The organism is Clostridium beijerinckii (assembly GCF_008705175.1).
Taxonomy (GTDB): domain Bacteria; phylum Bacillota; class Clostridia; order Clostridiales; family Clostridiaceae; genus Clostridium; species Clostridium beijerinckii.
The window spans coordinates 3,447,023-3,467,165 of record NZ_CP043998.1; the positions used below are offsets into that span (position 1 = coordinate 3,447,023).

General features: G+C 30.2%; 18 protein-coding genes. 5 read left to right on the forward strand and 13 right to left on the reverse strand.

What is annotated here, in order from left to right:
• Positions 1 to 2: 2 nt before the first annotated feature.
• Positions 3 to 365, reverse strand: coding sequence for a heavy-metal-associated domain-containing protein (locus F3K33_RS15435; RefSeq protein WP_031275995.1), 363 nt, complete (start codon positions 363 to 365; stop codon positions 3 to 5).
• Between the two features lie 274 nt (positions 366 to 639).
• On the opposite strand from F3K33_RS15435, the gene F3K33_RS15440 reads away from it, so the two are divergent.
• Together F3K33_RS15440 and F3K33_RS15445 are read left to right on the forward strand one after the other, a co-directional pair.
• Positions 640 to 1,167: a PadR family transcriptional regulator gene (locus tag F3K33_RS15440; protein WP_039773345.1), complete on the forward strand. Its 528-nt coding sequence runs from the start codon at positions 640 to 642 to the stop codon at positions 1,165 to 1,167.
• Positions 1,168 to 1,172: 5 nt separating this feature from the next.
• Positions 1,173 to 2,537, forward strand: a complete 1,365-nt coding sequence (locus F3K33_RS15445; RefSeq protein WP_039773391.1) for an MFS transporter — start codon at positions 1,173 to 1,175, stop codon at positions 2,535 to 2,537.
• Between the two features lie 224 nt (positions 2,538 to 2,761).
• On the opposite strand, the gene F3K33_RS15450 is transcribed toward F3K33_RS15445, so the two are convergent.
• On the reverse strand, positions 2,762 to 3,112 hold the full coding sequence (locus F3K33_RS15450) for a hypothetical protein (RefSeq protein ID WP_012059221.1): 351 nt from the start codon (positions 3,110 to 3,112) through the stop codon (positions 2,762 to 2,764).
• 400 nt (positions 3,113 to 3,512) lie between these two features.
• Between F3K33_RS15450 and F3K33_RS15455 the strand changes: the two genes are divergently transcribed.
• A complete protein-coding gene (locus F3K33_RS15455; RefSeq protein WP_039773346.1) occupies positions 3,513 to 4,859 on the forward strand; it encodes a TrkH family potassium uptake protein in 1,347 nt (448 codons plus the stop codon).
• 11 nt (positions 4,860 to 4,870) lie between these two features.
• Entirely contained in the window at positions 4,871 to 5,539 is a 669-nt protein-coding gene (locus F3K33_RS15460) for a potassium channel family protein (RefSeq protein WP_039773347.1), read from the forward strand.
• 106 nt (positions 5,540 to 5,645) lie between these two features.
• On the opposite strand, the gene nhaA is transcribed toward F3K33_RS15460, so the two are convergent.
• From nhaA to F3K33_RS15515, 11 genes are all read right to left on the reverse strand, one after another.
• Positions 5,646 to 6,851 (reverse strand): Na+/H+ antiporter NhaA, encoded by a 1,206-nt coding sequence (gene nhaA / locus F3K33_RS15465; protein WP_039773348.1) that lies wholly within the window; start codon positions 6,849 to 6,851, stop codon positions 5,646 to 5,648.
• A 329-nt stretch (positions 6,852 to 7,180) separates the two neighbouring features.
• Positions 7,181 to 9,790, reverse strand: a complete 2,610-nt coding sequence (locus F3K33_RS15470; protein ID WP_039773349.1) for a cation-translocating P-type ATPase — start codon at positions 9,788 to 9,790, stop codon at positions 7,181 to 7,183.
• Between the two features lie 274 nt (positions 9,791 to 10,064).
• A complete protein-coding gene (locus F3K33_RS15475; protein ID WP_039773350.1) occupies positions 10,065 to 11,411 on the reverse strand; it encodes a B12-binding domain-containing radical SAM protein in 1,347 nt (448 codons plus the stop codon).
• A 217-nt stretch (positions 11,412 to 11,628) separates the two neighbouring features.
• The gene (locus tag F3K33_RS15480; protein WP_023975479.1) at positions 11,629 to 11,844 is read right to left on the reverse strand and encodes a helix-turn-helix domain-containing protein; all 216 of its coding nucleotides are present in this window, start codon (positions 11,842 to 11,844) and stop codon (positions 11,629 to 11,631) included.
• A gap of 56 nt (positions 11,845 to 11,900) precedes the next feature.
• A complete protein-coding gene (locus F3K33_RS15485; protein WP_039773351.1) occupies positions 11,901 to 12,377 on the reverse strand; it encodes a DUF2975 domain-containing protein in 477 nt (158 codons plus the stop codon).
• Positions 12,378 to 12,649: 272 nt separating this feature from the next.
• Positions 12,650 to 13,348, reverse strand: coding sequence for a LiaF transmembrane domain-containing protein (locus F3K33_RS15490; RefSeq protein ID WP_039773352.1), 699 nt, complete (start codon positions 13,346 to 13,348; stop codon positions 12,650 to 12,652).
• 2 nt (positions 13,349 to 13,350) lie between these two features.
• Positions 13,351 to 13,806 (reverse strand): LytTR family DNA-binding domain-containing protein, encoded by a 456-nt coding sequence (locus tag F3K33_RS15495; protein WP_017209231.1) that lies wholly within the window; start codon positions 13,804 to 13,806, stop codon positions 13,351 to 13,353.
• Between the two features lie 530 nt (positions 13,807 to 14,336).
• On the reverse strand, positions 14,337 to 15,014 hold the full coding sequence (locus F3K33_RS15500) for a cell wall-binding protein (protein ID WP_039773353.1): 678 nt from the start codon (positions 15,012 to 15,014) through the stop codon (positions 14,337 to 14,339).
• 409 nt (positions 15,015 to 15,423) lie between these two features.
• The gene (gene ftsH, locus F3K33_RS15505; protein ID WP_051144894.1) at positions 15,424 to 17,307 is read right to left on the reverse strand and encodes an ATP-dependent zinc metalloprotease FtsH; all 1,884 of its coding nucleotides are present in this window, start codon (positions 17,305 to 17,307) and stop codon (positions 15,424 to 15,426) included.
• Between the two features lie 91 nt (positions 17,308 to 17,398).
• Positions 17,399 to 18,082 carry a zinc metallopeptidase gene (locus tag F3K33_RS15510; protein ID WP_039773354.1) on the reverse strand — a complete coding sequence of 228 codons (684 nt, stop codon included), beginning with the start codon at positions 18,080 to 18,082 and terminating at the stop codon, positions 17,399 to 17,401.
• A gap of 370 nt (positions 18,083 to 18,452) precedes the next feature.
• The gene (locus F3K33_RS15515) at positions 18,453 to 19,340 is read right to left on the reverse strand and encodes a fructose bisphosphate aldolase (protein WP_039773355.1); all 888 of its coding nucleotides are present in this window, start codon (positions 19,338 to 19,340) and stop codon (positions 18,453 to 18,455) included.
• Between the two features lie 366 nt (positions 19,341 to 19,706).
• On the opposite strand from F3K33_RS15515, the gene F3K33_RS15520 reads away from it, so the two are divergent.
• Entirely contained in the window at positions 19,707 to 20,024 is a 318-nt protein-coding gene (locus F3K33_RS15520) for a hypothetical protein (RefSeq protein ID WP_039773356.1), read from the forward strand.
• The last annotated feature ends 119 nt before the right edge of the window (positions 20,025 to 20,143 follow it).

The window sequence follows — 20,143 nt, forward strand, 5'->3', positions numbered from 1 at the left end:
TTTTAATCTATGTATTTTACACTGTATCCAGCCTTATTTATTGAACCTTTTAGTATTTCTTCACTCATATCTATTTTCATTCTGACATTTGCTAAGTTCTTCTTTAAATCAACCTTTGCATATACATTGTCCAAACTATTAAGGGCATTTTCAACATGATTAGCACAATTTCCACATGTCATACCTTCAATATATATAGTCTTTGATATCTGATACTCTGATAACTCCTTTTTGTTTATCTTCTTTCTCTTTGTACTCTTTTCTATAGTTCCCCCACAGCATCCAAATCTTAATTTTTCTATAAAGCTCCTAACTGAAAAAACTATAATCAAAAGTATTATTCCACTTAATATATATGTTGCCATAAAAACACCTTCCTTTAATTAATGTAAATTTATTTATTTTAAGTATATCACTGCAAATTGTATTTGACAATGATTATCATTACCTTGTATTGAATAACAAAAACACATTATCTATTGCTTAAATAGTATTAATATCCTACTAAACAACTCCAAAATTTCATTTTTCAATAATTTTTTCTGATTTCAAAAGTTTTTTATACAAATAACTTGCAATATATATCTTTTAGATATATATTTGATATATCTAAAAGATATATTGGAGGAAATAAAAATAATGAATGAACTTTTTATTTTAGGTGAATTAATGGAAGAACCACAAAGTGGTTATGATCTACGTAATGCCTTACAAGCTTCTTTAGGACGTCATCGTAAAGTCAGCTATGGAGTAATTTATCCATTGCTTGAAAAATTAGAGAATGATGGTTTTTTAGATATAACTAACGTAGAATCACACGGAAAAAATAAGAAAATGGCTACAATTACGGAAAAAGGAAAAGAACGTTTTTTTGTGCTAATGAACATGCCTGTTCCAAGTGGAGCCCATACTGCTGATATATATTTAATTAAACTTGATGTAATGCAGCACCTTACACTAGACGAACAAATGCAACTATTGGATCAATTCGATCAAGAACAAAGAGAGATAATTGAAGATACGCAATTTGCACTAAAAAAATTAGCTGAGGAAAATTCAAAAGATCACTGGTATGCAAGTAAAAGGTTTGAATTGCGACTACAGCAGGCAAATGTTGCAATTGATTGGATTAAAGAGTTTAAACATGAACTGAAGAAAGAATGGTGATGAGAATGACAAAAGAAATAAAAATAGCCTTATTAATGGCTGCTAGTCTCTTTATGGAGATTTTAGATGGAACAATTGTAACAACTGCACTACCTAAAATGGGCCAATATTTTCATACGGGTTCATCAACAATTGCTTTACTCGTTAGTGTGTATTTGATCACAGTTGCGATTTTTATTCCCTTAAGTGGATGGATGGCTAATCAATTTGGGAAAAAGAAAATTTGGATTATTGCTGTCATCCTCTTTACCATTAGTTCCTTAAGCAGTGCACTAGCGCCTAATTTCTCTTTCCTTTTGATAATGAGAATTATACAAGGAATTTCTGGTGCATTGATGACACCTACCGCAAGACTGATTGTGTTAGAAAAAACACCAGCTTCACAGCTATTAAAAATGATTAGTTACTTGATTTGGCCAGCACTCATCGCACCAGCAATAGCACCTTTAGTTGGTGGATTTATTGTTACCTACTGGAACTGGCAATGGATTTTTTTAATTAATGTACCAATAGGTTTAATTACAGCATTAATAGGAGCAAAATTAATTGATATTGATAAAGTAAAGAATAAAACTTCATTTGATCTTATAGGATTTATAGAAATTGCACTTTCATCTGGCATAATTTTAGTTGGAGCAGAAATAGCCACTCACGGAAAAGATTATTGGTTTAGCGCGCTAGGATTAGTAATTTTAGGAATAATACTTGGATTTATAGTTTTCAAGCACTTAAAAAAATCAGATAATCCACTATTTTCACTTGATTCGCTAAAAATAACTTCTTTTAGAATATTCCAGACAAGTGGATCTGTTCTATGGCTATGTGTTGGAGCATTACCGTACATATTAACAATTTTTTTACAAACAGTCTTTCAATGGTCAGCAGTAAAAGCAGGTAGTTATGTGCTATTTATTTTTGTTGGAAACATTGGAATTAAACCTTTTACAAATATAATTATTCGTAAATTAGGCTATCGCGGTGCACTATTATCATCATTTGGAATGGTGTTTGTTACATCAATTGGTTTAGCATTCATTCAAATTAATACTTTTCCTGCTTGGATAATGTTTCTTGCGCTAGTTTCAGGTGTAGGACGTTCATTAGCCTTAACTGCTTACAATGGACTAAGCTTTTCTGAAATAGCCCCTCAAGATAGGAATAGTGCAAATACTTTGAATGCTGTAGTTTCAACATTAGCACAAGGAATGGGTATATCAATTATTACAGTTGTTGTTAATTTACTACAGATTTTCTTTTCAATTACTATCTCTTATAAATTAGGCTTTGTTTTCCTTGGTCTATTGATGTTATATCCAGTAATCGAAGTAATATTTTTACCTAAAAACATTGGACATGCTACAATCAGCTAGTTTTATTTATAGTCTTCCATTCAAAAAAACTCAAACTTTAATTAAGATTGCTATCATAAAATAGGCTTTTACAATGTATGTTTTTCAAAAATTGTGTCAATAATTAAAATACGATTTCCTATTTTCAATAAATAAAGAGATAGCATTATTATCATTAACCTGATATGTCTGCTATCTCTTTCAATTTTACTAAAAGAACTAATTAAATTAATTTACATATATCTTTATTTGGAAAGTTCATTTTGAAAATCACAGGAAGCAACTACCTTGTATCCTGATGATCTTAGATTTTCCAGCAAGATTATTACTCCTGTAATATACTGTTCTTCCTTTATACCTTCTCCAGGCTCAATACCAAGATAATATTTTGAGTATAGAAAACCGTCTTCTTCTTTAACACTTTTTTCTTCACTAAAATCTTCATTGTTTATCAATTCTATTTTCATTAAATCCGAGATGATTGTCCATCTTTTTTTACTACCCATTGTTATTTTTTCAATTAAATTCAATATAACTTCTTTTTCTTCATCTGTGTTGATGAAAATTTTACAGTACGAACTTCTATATTTACTCATATTATCACTCCCTCATAACAAAATATTATCTAATATGTACTCAATACAAGTATACATTAATAGATAGAATACGTAAATATTTTGAAATAAGGCTCTAATTATCCATAAAAATCTTATCATTATTCAACGTTTGATAACACTATCATATTTCGATAATATTTCTGTCAAATTTCAATCCTAATATTATTAACATTACAAATAATTACATTGAAATAAACTCAGAAAATGCTAAAATACAAATAAATACTTAGCATATATGACTACAAAATCGGATATTTATCTTATTGGCTTCAATATAAATTCCTGGAGAATAAAAAGATTTTTGTATATTTCCAATATGAATATGGGGAAATATATATATATAATAAATTACAAGTTTATTAATCTTAAGGAGGTACACATGACAGAAGCTTTAATGAAAAAGCCAAAACTTAGTGCTGTTCAAATACTCGCAATAGGCTTCGTGCTAGTTATTTCAATTGGTGCGATCCTACTTAGTTTACCAATTTCATCAGCAAATAACGAATATACTAATTTTCTAGATTCACTATTTACATCAACTTCAGCTGTATGCGTTACAGGACTTGTAACTTTAGATACAGGCACTTATTGGAGTATTTTCGGCAAAATAGTAATAATGCTTTTAATTGAAACTGGTGGCCTTGGATTCATGTCTTTTACTGTTTTTATAGCAATAATTTTAGGAAAAAAGATTACTCTTAAAGATAGACTTATAATGCAGGAATCAATGAATACTTTTAGCATACAGGGGCTTGTAAAGATGGTTAAATATATTTTGGGGTTCACAATAATTATACAAAGCCTAGGTGCAGTATTATTATCAACACAATTTATACAACAGTTTGGATTAAAAGTCGGAATATTCTACAGCATATTCCATTCAATATCTGCATTTTGCAATGCTGGCTTTGATTTATTTGGAAATTATACTAGTTTAGTTAGTTATTCTAGCAACCCTATTGTTTTATTAACTATAAGTGCACTTATAATTATTGGCGGGCTTGGATTTACCGTTTCACTTGAAATATATAATTATAAAAAAAACAGAAAACTTTCGATTCATTCAAAAATTGTACTTTACATAACAGTAGCTTTAATTATTTTTGGTTTTTTACTTATATTTTTTATTGAGTATGAAAATCAAAAAACTCTTGGAGCCATGAATTTTAGAGATAAAGTTCTTAATGCTTTTTTTGCTTCTGTTACCCCAAGAACTGCAGGATTCAATAGTATTTCAACTGATGGAATGACTATGGCTGGTAAATTTATAACTATTATATTAATGTTTATTGGCGGCGCGTCTGGTTCAACAGCTGGAGGACTTAAGGTAACTACTTTTGGTGTACTTCTATTTACTTTAGTGTCAGTGCTAAATGGAAGAGAAGACACTGAAGTATTTGGCAGAAGATTTTCCAAGGGAACTGTATATAAAGCTTTTACTCTATTATCTATTGCTACGATATTAGTGTTAATAGTAACTATAATTCTTACTATTACGGAACCAAAGGAACTTTTCATAAATTTACTGTATGAAGCTACATCAGCTTTTGCAACTGTTGGACTGACTACTGGAGTCACTCAAAATATAGGTTCTATTTCTAAAGTAACTCTTATTATAACTATGTATCTTGGCAGAGTTGGTCCTTTAACAGTCCTATTAGCTGTTATTAATAAAAAGAAAAAAAATAAACTTAAATATCCTGAAGGAAAAATATTAATTGGATAGGAGGTCATAACTTGAAAAATAAGCATTTTGTTATAATTGGACTTGGAAGATTTGGCACTTCAATAGCTACAACATTATATAATTTAGGTCAACATGTATTGGCTATTGATATTAATGAAGATAGAATTCAAGAAATCGCAGATAATGTTACTCATGCTATTCAATTGGATGCAACCGATGAAAATGTATTAAAAACTTTAGGTCTTAGAAACTTTGATGTAGCAATAGTAACAATTGGAACTAATATTCAAGCTAGTACTATGGTAACCCTATTAGTTAAAGAAATGGGAGTTAAATATATAGTAGGAAAAGCTACTAGTGACTTACATGCTAAAATTCTATATAAGATTGGAGCAGACAGAGTCATTTTACCTGAACAAGATATGGGAATTAGAGTAGCTCATCATTTGGTATCTTCTAATATACTAGACTATATAGAGCTGCCTTCAGACTATAGCATGATAGAGCTTGAACCACTGGATGAATGGCTTAACAAATCTATAAGAGATATTGAGATAAGAGGTAAATACGGTATAAATATAGTTGCAATAAAAAACGATAAAAGCATAGATGTTTCTCCTTCTGCAAATTATATTATTAAACGTACAGATATTTTAGTAGCTCTTGGCTCTAATAAAGACCTAAATAAGTTTGAAACCTTGATTGGTAAAAAAAATTAATTTTGATATTTATTTAAAATAGAAACAATTTAAGTGAAACAATAGCTTCAATTTTGTAATAAAGAATCTTATCTGAAGCTTAAGTTTCACTTTATTTTAATGTAATTTAATTTGTAATCTTCTCCTCTTTATAGTTATCCTTTAAGTTTATTAATTTAAAAATTATTGCACCAAATATAGCAGATAAGATTGAAACAATCATAACACTCATCTTAGCCAAAGATAATGTCCCTTCATCAGTAAATGATAAAGAAGATATAAATAACGACATCGTGAATCCAATGCCTGCAAGAATACTCGCACCATATAAATGTCTTTTAGTCACATTAGATGGTAACTCAGCCCACTTTAATTTTACTAAAATATACGAAATCCCAAATATTCCAACTTGTTTACCAACAAAAAGCCCAGCTATAATTCCTAGACTAACTGGTGAGAATATTATATTTGATAAACTATCCACACTAATCAACACGCCAGAATTTGCAATGGAGAATATCGGCATAATAATAAAGCTGGATACAGGTGTTAACGCATGTTCAAATTTATATAAAACTGATGTTTTAAACTCGTTAACATTTTTTCCCGTAGGTAATGCTATCCCAAGTAAAACTCCAGCAATTGTTGCATGTATACCTGATTTCAAAATAAAAATCCATAAGACTAACCCCATAATAATGTAAAATGATTTATATTTAACTTGTAATTTATTAGCTATTAGAAGTATTGCAAAAATTATCAAGCCTATGGCAAGTGAAAGCCATGAAATTTGATTGCTATAGAATATCGCTATTACTATAATAGCTCCTAGATCATCAACTATTGCTAACGCTGTAAGAAAAACTACTATTCCTTTTGGTGCATTTTTAGCTACTAACGAAAGAATGCCTAACGCAAATGCAATGTCTGTTGCCATTGGTATTCCCCATCCGGAAATTGTCACTGCTTTATAATTAACTAAAGCGTATATAATTGCTGGTACAATCATCCCTCCTACTGCCGCTGATATTGGAAGTATTGTCTTATTAAAAGATTTAAGTTCTTCAAACACAACTTCCCTCTTTATCTCCATACCAACAACTAAGAAGAATATAGCCATTAATCCATCATTGATCCAATGAAGAACTGACATCGACAAAGAAAGATTCATATATCCTATGGCTATATAAGTATGTAATGTATTCTCATATATTGACGCAAATTTAGAATTTGCGATTATCATTGCCAAAAGTGCAGAAATTAATAATATTATGCCACTTGAAGATTCATTTTTAAAAAAGTATATAAATGGATTTAAAATTTTATTCTTCATACTTGCTTTTCCACCTTTCTATCTTATATATAACCTAAAACGAAAACTTAATGCATTAATATTTAATGCATCAATATGCAAGGCATGTTCCTAATTAGAACAAAAGTGGCTGCGCCACGCTCTTTCTTTACACCATTTTTTACAGGCCAATATCCTTATAGCCATTGGTATCACTGGCTTTCAAAATCAAAAAATTCTATACTTTCCTAGACAATAAAAAAAGATGAGAATACTCTAAATTAGAGCTTCCCACCTCCTAAACTAATTGATTGAATATAAATAATAATATCTTAGATATCCAAAACAGTTAAACTATAAATTTAACATTTTTATGCTTTATCTCTAACAAATAATAATTTATAAATTTGAACTATAATAAGTGGGATAACTGATAATCCATAAATATAACTAAATTCCATTGAATTTAATGCACTAACTTCAAAGATTCCACTTAAAGGTCTAAAAGTCAGAACTAATAGTAATAGCAAATAGCCAATTATTGCTGCAATCCATATAGTTTTGTTTGTAAATAATCCTATTTTAAAAATCGATTCTTTAGATCTACAATTAAATCCATGAAGCAGCCTTGATAAACATAAAGTTGCAAAAGCCATTGTACTTGCAACCTCAGCACCACCTGTATATAATCCTATGTGAAAAGCCGCCATAGTAACTATTGCAATAAGCAACCCTTCCATTATAACTTCAATTGCAAAAGATTTATTAAGTATTGGAACATTTATATTTCTTGGTTTTTCTTTCATTATGTTCTCATTATGAGGCTCAAGTCCTATTGCTATTGCTGGTAAGCTATCTGTAACCAAATTAATAAACAATAGGTGAACTGCTGCAAAAGGTATTGGTAATGCTCCTATTGACGCATACAATACTGATAATATTCCTGCAGTATTACCTGATAAGAGAAATTTAATTGAATTTTTAATATTTGCATATATGCTTCTCCCATTTGAGATAGATTTTACTATAGTTGAAAAATTGTCATCAGCAAGTACAATTGAAGCAGCATCTTTAGCAACTTCTGTCCCCGTTATTCCCATTGCAATTCCTATATCCGCCTGCTTTAAAGCTGGGGCATCATTTACACCATCTCCGGTCATTGCAACAATATTTCCTTTTTCCTGCCATGCTCTTACTATTCTGATTTTATGTTCTGGAGATACTCTAGCATAAACTGAAATCTTATCTACTTTGTTTTTTAACTCTTCATCACTAATTTTCTCCAATTCAAAGCCTTCCATTGCCTCTGATTCATCTTTAAGTATTCCTATTTGCTTAGCTATAGCAGATGCAGTAATTTTATGATCACCAGTTATCATTACAGGTTTTATTCCTGCTTTAATGCATTTTTCAACAGCTTCTTTCGATTCATTTCTTGGTGGGTCCATCATAGCTATAAGACCAACAAATATTAAATCATATTCATCTTCAAGAGTAATTTCTTTTCCTTCTGAAATCTCCTTATAAGCAAAAGACAAAACTCTAAGCCCATCCATTGAAAATTTTCTATTTATCTCTTCAATTTCTTTTTTGTGCTCTTCTGTAAAATCCATTATTCCTTCTGAAGTTTCAACTTTTACTGTTCTTGATAAAAGTACATCTAATGCACCTTTAGTTAACATTATGTATTTATCATTAAACTGGTGAATAGTACTCATTAATTTTCTATCTGAATCAAAAGGTACTTCTCCAAGTCTTGGATATTGATCTCTTATGATCAATTCATCTAGTTCATATACTTCACCTAGATTAACTAATGCAACTTCAGTTGGATCACCAATTTCCTTATTTTCTACTGTAACAGCATCATTACACAATAATGCCATTAAAACTAAATTTTTCTCTAAAGTCTTATCATGATCCAAACTATCATGATCAAGTACTTTACCATCAACAAAAACTTTCTGTACTGTCATTTTGTTTTGTGTTAAAGTCCCTGTTTTATCTGAACATATAACCGATATACTTCCAAGACTTTCAACAGCATGAAGTTTTCTTACAATTGCATTTTTCTTAGCCATCTTTTGAGTTCCAAGTGCAAGAACAATTGTTACTATTGAACTTAGCGCTTCTGGTATAGCTGCCACCGCTAAAGATACTGCAAACATAAAAGAATCTATAATATTACGCCCTCTAAATATATCTAAACCAAAAATAATTGCTGAAATTATTAAAATGACAAAAGCAAGTTTTTTACCGAAGTTATCTAAACCAACTTGAAGCGGTGTTTTCTTTTCCTTTGCACTTTCTAACAAGTTCGCTATTTTCCCAATTTCGGTATTCATCCCTATACTTGTAACTAAAACAACTCCTCTTCCGTAAGTTACAAAGCTTCCGGAAAATACCATGTTTTTTCTGTCACCAATAGATACATCATCTTTATTTATTACATCTATAAATTTTAAAACACTTTCTGACTCACCTGTTAAAGAACTCTCATTCACTTGAAGACTAAAACTTTCAAGAATTCTACCATCTGCACTAACATAATCTCCAGCATCAAGATATAAACTATCTCCTACTAAAAGTTCTCTTGAAGGAATCTCAATCTTTTGACCATTTCTAAAAACCTTTGCTACAGGTGATGAAAGGGCCTTAAGTCCCTTTAATGATTGTTCTGCTTTAATATGTTGTATTGTGCCAAGTATTGAATTGATAATAACTACAACCATTATAACAATGGTACTTTCAAGCTTTCCAAGAAAAGCTGAAATGATTGCTGCTCCTAATAATATAATTACTAAAAAGTCCTTAAACTGCTCAAGAAAAACCTGAAATGGACTTTTCCTTGCTGCTTCCTCTAATTCATTAAAACCATATTTCTCTCGTCTTTTTGTAATTTCTTCATCATTTAAGCCATTTCTAGTAACTCCTAACATTTCCAGTGACTCTTCTGGCGTTTTCTCATAATACCCTCTCATAAACTGTCCTCCTTAAACCTTAAATATTTTTCGTTTTTTCATTACTTATATAGACTCCCTTCTAATTATTTGATTTTCTATTTATTAATTTATTATAAATTAATAAAAATATACTTAAAAAAATGATAATAAAAACAAAAAATATTACATTATTTATTCATCATATGAACTTACTCTAATTATAACTTATAAAATATCATGTTAAAACAATTATAAAGTTACAAATTACTACACGTGCAATAAAGTAAAGGCATTTACTTTCAAAGTTTGCCACTTACTTTATTCTATAAGCAACCCATCTTGATAACCTTCCTATAACTTCAAATGAAACTATGTTACATACCAACTCAGTTAGCTTTCCAAACTTCCTATAAAGTAAATTAAAAGCTAAAAATGGAATCCATTGTTTTTTAGATTTAGGAAGTCTCTTAATTATATTCTTAAGCGTATACACTTCTTTATACATCCATAGATAGCCGTCATATAATTCTTCTGCTGTCATATTCTTTGGTTTGTATACAACATGGGAAGTATTATAATTAGATAAATTATGATCTACTATTCTATTTTCCTTTAATAATGATGCGTATAACTTTGTGCCTGGATAAGGAGTCATTATATGAGACGTTACTGTCTCTATTTTATTTTTAACTATCCACTCTAATGTACTCTTAAATATTTCTGCATCATCTTCATCTAATCCAAAAACAAAGCTTGCATTTATCATTATCCCTCTTTTATGAATTTCATCAACAAGCTTCTCATATCTACTTACACTGTTTTGAGTTTTATGTACGCTCTCTATTGACTTACTATTTATACTTTCAAACCCTATAAAAAGGCTTTGACATCCTGATTCTTTCATCTCATCTAATACATCAGGCATGTCCACTATATTAGACGTAACTGCTGCATTCCATTTCAACTTTAAAGGTTTCATTTCTTTTAATAATTCCTTAGTCCATTTGGGATTTCCAATAAAATTATCATCAATAAACATAATATGTTTTGTTTTTAGTACTTTAATGTCTTCAATTACATCCTCTATAGGCCTATTAATATAAGTTTTAATGGAATTAGTGCAGCTATTATAGCAAAAATCACATTTAAAAGGGCATCCTCTGCTTGTACTGATTATATTAGTATATAAATATTTCTTATTATCTATCATGCCATAATCAGGAGATACTATTTCATTTCCATTAATATTTTCCATATCATAATATATTTTTTTAATTGAATTATTTTCTATATCCTTAAGAACCTTCTTCCAAACCCTCTCAGCCATTCCTATAATTATTGCATCAAAGCTGTTTGCAGCTCCTTCTGGATCTGCTGTTATATGTATACCTCCTGCAATTACTTTTACTCCACGTTTTTGGAATTCCTTTGATATTTCTGCCGCCCTATTCATAACATCTACAGTAACAGTTATTGCAACTAAATCAACATCTTCATCAAAATCTATCTTATCAACATTTTCATTTTCAATAATAATCTCATGTTCTTTAGGCGTAAGATTTGCTATTGTGAGTAGAGCTAATGAAGGAGACATTCTTGTCTTTAATTTTGTATCCATAGGCCTTGGAATCATTGCAGGTTGAATTAACTTAATCTTCATAGTATTTCCCCTCAAATTATTATTTTGAAATTATTAATTTCAAAGTATTATGCTTATTGGCTAAAATTATCATTCTTAACATATTGAACATAAACTATTATTAGAATAAAATATGTAATCTTACTCATACTCTATAGAACTCTGCTAAAAAAGAATCTACAAATTATAAATTATCTTTCTTTTACAAGATGAAAACCTAGTTATATTTATCTTATTTTTAAGTATCCACATCACTTCTATACTCTAATATATCGCCTGGCTGACAATCTAGGGCTTTGCATATTGCCTCTAAAGTTGAAAATCTAATAGCTTTTGCCTTGCCATTTTTGAGTATAGAAAGATTAGCCATTGTTATTCCAACTCTCTCAGTAAGCTCCGTCACACTCATTTTTCTTTTAGCTAGCATAACATCAATATTAATTATAATCGCCATATTATTTTCCTCCTGCATTCTTCATTCTGTACATTAAGATTATTAATCTTTACGCCTTACACTGTTAAATCATTTTCTGATTTTATGTCTATAGCTTCTTTTAAGAGCCTTTGAAGAACAGCAGAGAAAACTGCGATTACCAATGAAGCAAAAATAGGTGTCATTCCAATTATTATGAGACCTGGGGCATCATCTTTCTCCGCTAACAAGTAAACAAACGGAAGCACTACCACATATAATGCAGATATTATAACTGCACAGTATTTTATATTCTTTAATGCCTTTACAGATAACTCAGAAAACGCTACATTTTTATCAATATGCCCTAAAAGTTTTAAGGCCTGATATAATGCAGCAAAGAACGGCACAACTGATACAAGCACACCTGCTAAAATTGGATATATCATATTTGCATAGTCTGGATTTATTGGATTATTAGTCAATCGAAATGCCCCAAATATACATAAAGCAAGAACTGGAACTCCGATAAGAATAACAGCTATCTTTAAAAAAATCGTTGAATATCGTTTCATAAAAAGCACCTCACTTTTAAATTCTATATATAAGATATCACACCTTTTATCGTTTATCAATAAATTTTTATTATATTTCATATATTATTTATTTTTAGACAAGAATATATTGATTAATTGTGTTAGTTTAAAAACGAGATAAAAAATCCTGATAGCAGATTTGGACACAAAAAAGAACTAAATACTTTGTGAATGCTTTGCCTTCCTGTGCAATCATAAAAAAAGTGCTATATCTCATGATATTTAGCACTTTTTCTATAACATTTTCTCATTTATATATAAATTATTTCTACTCCCGAAAAACTAACATCTCCAACTAATGTTAATGTATTTGTCGATCTCTCATTGTTCCTATTTTTTTCATCAACAGAACCTAAAAATACATTAGTCTTATTATCAACCTTCCAAGTTCTTGGTATATATAACTCTACTCCTGAAAAAGAAGCATTAACTCTTACTATAGCATTTTCGCTACTCATAACTGCATTATCAAAATACACCTTCATAGCTCCAAATGAGCAGTTAAGATCAGCTTGTTCAAATTCATTTGTATTTATATATTTAATACAAGCTCCAAATGAATTTCTAAATATAATATTACCTTCATCTTCTATGTCAATTTTTTCAAATTTATAATCCTCATGAACATGACTATGATGAATCCAGTTAACATGTTTATGAAAAATCATGGAAAGGCCGATACTACCAAATAGTGCTGCCATAAGCACGGTCCAAGGGGTAATAGCTGTAATTCCTAATTGTCTAGCATAGATTATACAAATAAATGCAATTGGGAATAGAATACCTGAAAAGTTAAGATGAGGTATACTTTTTGCTATGATCACTACTAAGAAAACTGTTAATATTAAACTAAATGCATTTATATCTGGGAAGTATCCAAGTTTACTTATAACCATAAAGATACCTGCTAGTATAAATAAAATTCCCCAGAAGACTCTTTCTTTTTTCATCATTATTTCCTCTTTTCTAATAATTTAATTTTTAATGGCTTGTAATAATATCTTGAGACATACACCTGTTTGTGAGTATTTTGAAATTCAACTCTGCTTGATGATGATATACTTTTTGTTATGGAGTAAATATGATTTGTATTTAGTATTGTTGATTTTGAAACTCTCATAAAATATCCTGGCAATAATTCCTCGAGTTCATATAGCTTATACTTTACGTTATATATATTATTAATGGTATGTGCACAAATACCGCTTTCTTCAGTTTCAAAAAACAAAATTTCTTCCAGTGAAAGATAATACTCTGTTTCTCCTTTGTAAAAGGTTATATGCTTTTTTTGCGATAGCAGCTCACCAAGCACAATTTGAATATTTCTAACCTCTTCATTTAATTCATTACATTTAATAATAACTTCATTTTCTTTAATTTCATTATCAAGTTCAACCCGTATTTTCATATTTTCACTCCCCACATCTTTATTATATTTGCTGACTTTTACGTTGTAAACACGATAGCAGTAAGTGGTTAGTTATCACTTGTAAGTGGTACATTTTTATATACTTTTTGCATGATCTTTGATTTTTCTAAATCTTCACGTATTTTTTATCTATAATAATCTTTAGAAAAAATAACTCTTTTATACTTTTTCTTCTTAATTTTCATAAAAACTATCGTTTAGGGAATTCTATATTAAGAGAATTTAAAGAGAAAGGAAGATAAAAGTTTACCCATCAGAACAACTTCCAGATATAAATGAAGTTTTACAGGTTTTATCTAATAACCAATAACATATTAATGGAATGATTAAATGACTTGCTTATGATTTAATAATTTTGTAATTGCATTTATAATTCATGCTTAGCATATTTTCTAAGCATGAATTATAAAATTGCACATACTAAAAAATCCAAGGCCAATGAACCTTGGATTTTCATAATATAAATATATCTATAAACTTTTTAATGAAAAAATCAACTTTACTTAAAATTATTTATCTTTGTCTAAATTACGCCAATTACCATCATATCCATTGCTATCAAGCCACTTATAAGTTTTTACTATTTCATTATTCTTTATTTGATATATTGAAAGTCCTCCTTGATGTGGCACGCAATATACATTTTTACTTGTCTTACCAACCATGTATCCACAGTATTCATCATTATAAGAGCCTGTAAGGCTAAACACATATACATCCTCTACTGGTAGATTCCATTTATCGTTAGCTATGAACTTATTAATATTCCCTTCAAAATATCTTTTTGTCAGCTTAGCGCCATATGCAGCATTCATTTTTGAAATATAATTACTGTCTTCTTTTAATATTAAATTTCTTGCTTCTTCAGCTTCCTTGGATGGTTTAATCCAAGTTCCATCTTCATCTAGTTCATATCCATAAATTACAGTACCATGTGCCATAGCTCCATCTTGATAAAAATAATGCCAAGTCTCATAATAATTATCTTGCACCCATCCAGTTTTCATATATCCATTTGAATCAAAATAATACGTCTTTCCATTAATGTCTCTCCATCCCTTAGCATATGAATTTCCTTCTGAGTACCACCATCCACTATTATCTTGTCTCCATTCAGCACTAGCTCCAGTTGGACTTAAAACTAATACTGAAATTACCACTAAAGCGCCAGATATTAACTTTCTCATTTTATTTCCCCCATATTTTTTCATAACATGATTTTATGTTATTTATTATATTTATAAAATATTACTAATCATATCTTATGAATATTGAATGAAATTTATGAGCTTAAACTGGTTATTAAATAATTATCATCACCTTGCTTTAATTTCACATACCTTTCTCTAAGATTGGCATTATTCCAGCATATTCTTAAGAATATATATGGTTTAGAATATATATTCTAGTATTCTTCAGAATAAATATTCTAATATTCTGAAGAATATTTATTTTTTGCAACATAATATATGTTCCAATTCACAATGCACATTTCACAATTACGGCTAAAATTCTTGCAATATTTTTAAGATCATGATAAAGAATTATTTTTGTAATATATATTATAAAAATTTTTATCAAGAAACTTTCTTAGCTTTAAACGTTAACCGGCTCGTCTATTTGGATTGAGTTCAGAATTTTCATAAATTCATCACCCATTATGGTTTCCTTGAAAATTAGATGCGATGATATTTTGCCCAAAGCTTCCATATTAGCCTTTAGGAGATTTTTTGCCTTTTCGTAGGATTCATTGATTATATTCATAACCTCACGGTCAACTTCAGCAGATATTTCATCTGAACAATTCCTTACTGGTCTGCCGTCAAGATATCTGTTTTGAATTGATTCAAGTCCTATCATACCAAATTTTTCTGACATTCCATACATTGTTACCATTTGTCTTGCAATACTAGTAGCTCTTTCAATATCATTTGAAGCACCTGTAGTTATTTCATTAAACACAAGATCTTCAGCTGCTCTTCCTGCAAGAAGAACAACTATCTGTTCTAGCAATTCATCTTTAGACATAAGGTACTTTTCTTCTTCCGGCATCTGCATAGTATATCCAAGTGCTCCCATTGTTCTTGGAACAATTGTAATCTTATGAACTGGCTGAGTCTTTTTCTGAAGCGCTGAAGCTAATGCATGTCCAACTTCGTGAAATGCAACAAGACTTTTCTCATTCTCAGTCATTACTCTATCCTTTTTCTCTTTACCTGCAATTACAGTTTCGACTGCTTCAAATAAATCATCCTGCCTAACCGTATCTCTCCCCATTCTTACAGCTCTTAAAGCAGCTTCATTAACCATGTTTGCGAGATCAGCTCCAACAGCACCAGCAGTAGCAAGTGCTATCTCTTTTAGATTAACACTTTCATCCATTATTATATTCTTGGAGTGAACCTTTAATATATTTTCTCTTCCCTTAAGATCTGGTTTATCTACTATAACTCTACGATCAAAACGTCCAGGTCTTAATAGCGCTTTATCAAGGACTTCTGGCCTATTAGTGGCTGCAAGAATAACAACTCCCTTTGAAGAATCGAAGCCATCCATTTCAGCAAGTAACTGGTTTAATGTCTGTTCTCTTTCATCATTTCCACTTATATTACCTTCTCTACTCTTACCTATTGCATCAATTTCATCAATAAAAATAATACATGGTGCTTGCTTTTCAGCTTGAGCAAACAAATCTCTTACTCTTGAAGCTCCAACACCTACAAACATCTCTACAAAACCTGACCCAGAAAGTGAGAAAAATGGTACCTTTGCTTCTCCTGCCACAGCTTTTGCAAGTAATGTCTTTCCTGTACCTGGAGGTCCTACTAAAAGTGCGCCTTTAGGAAGCTTAGCTCCTATCTTTGTATATCTTTCAGGTTTGTGAAGAAAATCAACTATCTCCTTAAGAGATTCTTTAGCTTCTTCCTGACCTGCTACATCTTTAAAAGATACTCCTGTAGTCTTTTCAACATATACCTTCGCATTACTTTTTCCGACGGACATAAATCCTCCTCCGCCGCCTCCAATTTTATTACTTAAAGACTTCATGAACCAATTACCTAACATATAGAATATAGCAAAAGGTATAATCCACGAAAGTATAAAACCAATAATTGGAGACTGAGTATTTTTTACGGGGGTAGTAAACTTTACATCTGCATTATATAGTTTATCTACAAGTTGAGGATAGTCTAGGTTGCCAGTATAATATAATTTTTTATTTATAGCTGAAGCATCCTCATCACTTTTTGGTGTTATAACAAGCTTGTCACTATAAATCTCAACTGATTCTACTTGTTTATTATTTACCATTGTAAGAAATTCACTATAATCAATTTGTTTATGATTTGACTGAGAAATCAAACTTATAACTATATTTATTACTAATGTAATTATAAGCGCTGCTATAATGTATTTCGGTAACTCCTTTTTATTGGGTAATCCATTTTTTTTAGGCGACTCTTTTCTATTTTGAAACATAAACTTTCCTCCTTTAATATTAGCAAATTACAACCTTAACCAAATAATCTGTATTGTATGGACTTTAACACGCTCCATGCATGATAATTTATTATTCTCTATCACTACTTCCCATGAATAAAAATATAAGGTGAAGCAAACTTGCAACAGCAGTTATTGCAGAAGCAACATAAGTCATAGCTGCTGCATTTAGCACTTTTTTTGCAGGAGCCATTTCATTAAAACTAAGTATTCCTTGGGATTCTAACTCTGATATTGCTCTTTTACTTGCATTAAATTCTACTGGTAAAGTTACAAAATAAAATGCTACCGCCCCAGTAAAAAACACTATTCCTAGTTGTGCAAGCAAAGGAATTTGAAATATTAATCCAAAAATCGCCATATATGGGCCTGCCATAGAACCTATATTTGCAATTGGTACAAGCCCACTTCTTATAGAAAGTGGTGCATATTGTACTTTATGTTGTATTGCATGTCCAGTTTCATGAGCTGCAACACCTATGGCTGCAACAGAATTGCTGTAATATACTGATTCAGATAATCTCACTACCTTTTTTCCAGGATCATAGTGATCAGTTAAGCTGCCTGCTGTGGGAACTACAGCTACATCATAAAGTCCATTTCTATCAAGAATTCTCCTTGCAACATCTGCACCAGTAAATCCTCTAGCATTGCCATAATTGCTATACTTGTCAAAAGTTCCTTTTACTTTAAATTGACAATAAAGCGAAAAAGCCAATGCCGGTAAAACTAAAATAATATAATAAATGTCCATGTTTATCCCTCCACTATCTTGATTTTATAGTTTTAATTTAACAAAAAAGACCTTTGATCTGATTCAGTAACAACTAAATCGTATCAAAGGTCTTGCTTTCCATTTGGAGTATAGAACCAGGCAGTTTTAATTGCCGGTTGTTGGCTCTATAGCTTATAAGCTACTCCCCTAAGTTATATGAAGTATATCATACCTTATTATATGGTGTCAATACATATTAATTCACAAATTTCTATTTTGTTTTAATTTTCACTACATTCCGACATTTTATAAATATAGGTAATTATTTAAGACTATGAAAAGTGTCCAAACCTCAATAAATATTCACCTAGCTTACGACATTGATTAATCATAATGCAATAATAATAAATTATTTCACTGATGCTTCATAGATTTCTTTAACTGATTTTAATATTGTTGCATTAAATTCTTCTTCAGTTTGCTGAGCAGTGAGCCCTTGAGATAAAGCTCTTGAAAAACTGGCAATTAATCCATTATTGCGTCCGAGTCTTTCGTTTGCTTCTGCTTGACTATAACCACCTGACAGAGCTACTACTCTGACAACATGTGGCTCATCTATTAAATCAATGTAGAAATTATCTTGAGTTGGTATTGAAAGTTTAAGCATCACTTTTGTTTCTTTATCAAGTTTTGATAATTGCTCTAAAATTTCAAGTTTTAAAAGTTTTTCAGATTCTTCCTTATCGGTGCTATGGATGTCAACTTCTGGTTCAATAATAGGAACAAGACCTGCTTCTACAATCTGTTTACCAATTTCAAATTGCTGATCAACTACCATTTTAATTCCTTTAGCATTTGCTTCCTTAATAACTGAGCGCATTTTTGTTCCAAAAATGTTTTTTTCTACTGCCTGCTTTAAAAGATCATCTAAATTACTTATTGGTTTCATAAGCTGAACACCATTTTCAATTTCAGTTAAGCCTTTATCAACCTTTAAGAAAGGTACAATATTTTTTTCCTTCCAAAGATAATCAGGTGTATATTGATTGTCAATAGTACGATACATTGTGTTTTCAAATAGTATAGCACCCAAAATATATTCTGAAGTAAATGCTGGACTCTTTATTATGCGCTTCCTCATTTCATGTACTTGATCAAACATTTCCTCCTCATTAGAATAACTATTTTCTTTAATCCCATACTCAAGTAACGCTTTTGGAGTACTGCCACCACTTTGATCTAAAGCTGCAATAAATCCTTTACCTGTATGTATTCGGTTCATTTGATTTTCATTCATCTAATTCTCCTCCTTCTCTTTATCTTAGATTAGAATCATGTCTTACTTTTTATTATAGTGTCTTTCTCTATTAATTATGCGTTTGCTAATATTATAAATTTAACACAATCTGCAATCACTATAAATAAAGCTCAAAGAAATAATATAAGTCCTTTGAGCTTTATTTATAAATTCACATATAGGTGATTAATTATTATCCAAACTAATGAGTAATTGAATACTTTTTTATGAATTACGCATAACTAATGTTGGAATATATTAAAATGATTAATTCTATTAAGTAAATTACTTAATTCAGCTCCTTCAAAGGAACTTATTTCACTAGTAAATTTTGCTTTAAATATACTATGGAAGGGGAAATATATTATGAAAAAATCTACTATAGTGTTTTTTATATTTTTATTATTGTCATTTACTAATTTAGCTCAAAATACCAGTGCTGCTCCCATAAGTTTAAGTCAAGGTATTTATAATGTACGAGATATTAATCTACCAATAGGTTCTACTGTGACGGCTAGAATTAATGACCCTAACGGTAGAGTTATTATCTTCGTCATTGATAATAACCAATACATGAGAGAACTTACAAGGCTAGATTCTCAATCAAACGAACAAACTCTTAAACCTTTTAACTATGGCTATTCAGTTATAATTTTTGGGAATACTCCTGTTACTTTCTCCTAAAAAACTTTCTCAATTCATATACTTTTAATTTTTTCTGCAATAGCAGCAATATAATTTCAAAACCAAAAGCATCAGTTAAACTTTCTAATCTACTGCTTTTAAATGTATTTACTCAACAG

Coding starts and splice junctions, on each gene's coding strand:
- F3K33_RS15515 (WP_039773355.1), bottom strand. CDS start 19,340: ATGAATGAAAATCAAATGAACCGAATACATACAGGTAAAGGATTTATT.
- F3K33_RS15485 (WP_039773351.1), bottom strand. CDS start 12,377: ATGAAACGATATTCAACGATTTTTTTAAAGATAGCTGTTATTCTTATC.
- F3K33_RS15480 (WP_023975479.1), bottom strand. CDS start 11,844: ATGGCGATTATAATTAATATTGATGTTATGCTAGCTAAAAGAAAAATG.
- F3K33_RS15490 (WP_039773352.1), bottom strand. CDS start 13,348: ATGAAAAAAGAAAGAGTCTTCTGGGGAATTTTATTTATACTAGCAGGT.
- F3K33_RS15435 (WP_031275995.1), bottom strand. CDS start 365: ATGGCAACATATATATTAAGTGGAATAATACTTTTGATTATAGTTTTT.
- F3K33_RS15520 (WP_039773356.1), top strand. CDS start 19,707: ATGAAAAAATCTACTATAGTGTTTTTTATATTTTTATTATTGTCATTT.
- F3K33_RS15475 (WP_039773350.1), bottom strand. CDS start 11,411: ATGAAGATTAAGTTAATTCAACCTGCAATGATTCCAAGGCCTATGGAT.
- nhaA (WP_039773348.1), bottom strand. CDS start 6,851: ATGAAGAATAAAATTTTAAATCCATTTATATACTTTTTTAAAAATGAA.
- F3K33_RS15470 (WP_039773349.1), bottom strand. CDS start 9,790: ATGAGAGGGTATTATGAGAAAACGCCAGAAGAGTCACTGGAAATGTTA.
- F3K33_RS15495 (WP_017209231.1), bottom strand. CDS start 13,806: ATGAAAATACGGGTTGAACTTGATAATGAAATTAAAGAAAATGAAGTT.
- F3K33_RS15510 (WP_039773354.1), bottom strand. CDS start 18,082: ATGGACATTTATTATATTATTTTAGTTTTACCGGCATTGGCTTTTTCG.
- ftsH (WP_051144894.1), bottom strand. CDS start 17,307: ATGTTTCAAAATAGAAAAGAGTCGCCTAAAAAAAATGGATTACCCAAT.
- F3K33_RS15440 (WP_039773345.1), top strand. CDS start 640: ATGAATGAACTTTTTATTTTAGGTGAATTAATGGAAGAACCACAAAGT.
- F3K33_RS15445 (WP_039773391.1), top strand. CDS start 1,173: ATGACAAAAGAAATAAAAATAGCCTTATTAATGGCTGCTAGTCTCTTT.
- F3K33_RS15450 (WP_012059221.1), bottom strand. CDS start 3,112: ATGAGTAAATATAGAAGTTCGTACTGTAAAATTTTCATCAACACAGAT.
- F3K33_RS15500 (WP_039773353.1), bottom strand. CDS start 15,014: ATGAGAAAGTTAATATCTGGCGCTTTAGTGGTAATTTCAGTATTAGTT.
- F3K33_RS15455 (WP_039773346.1), top strand. CDS start 3,513: ATGACAGAAGCTTTAATGAAAAAGCCAAAACTTAGTGCTGTTCAAATA.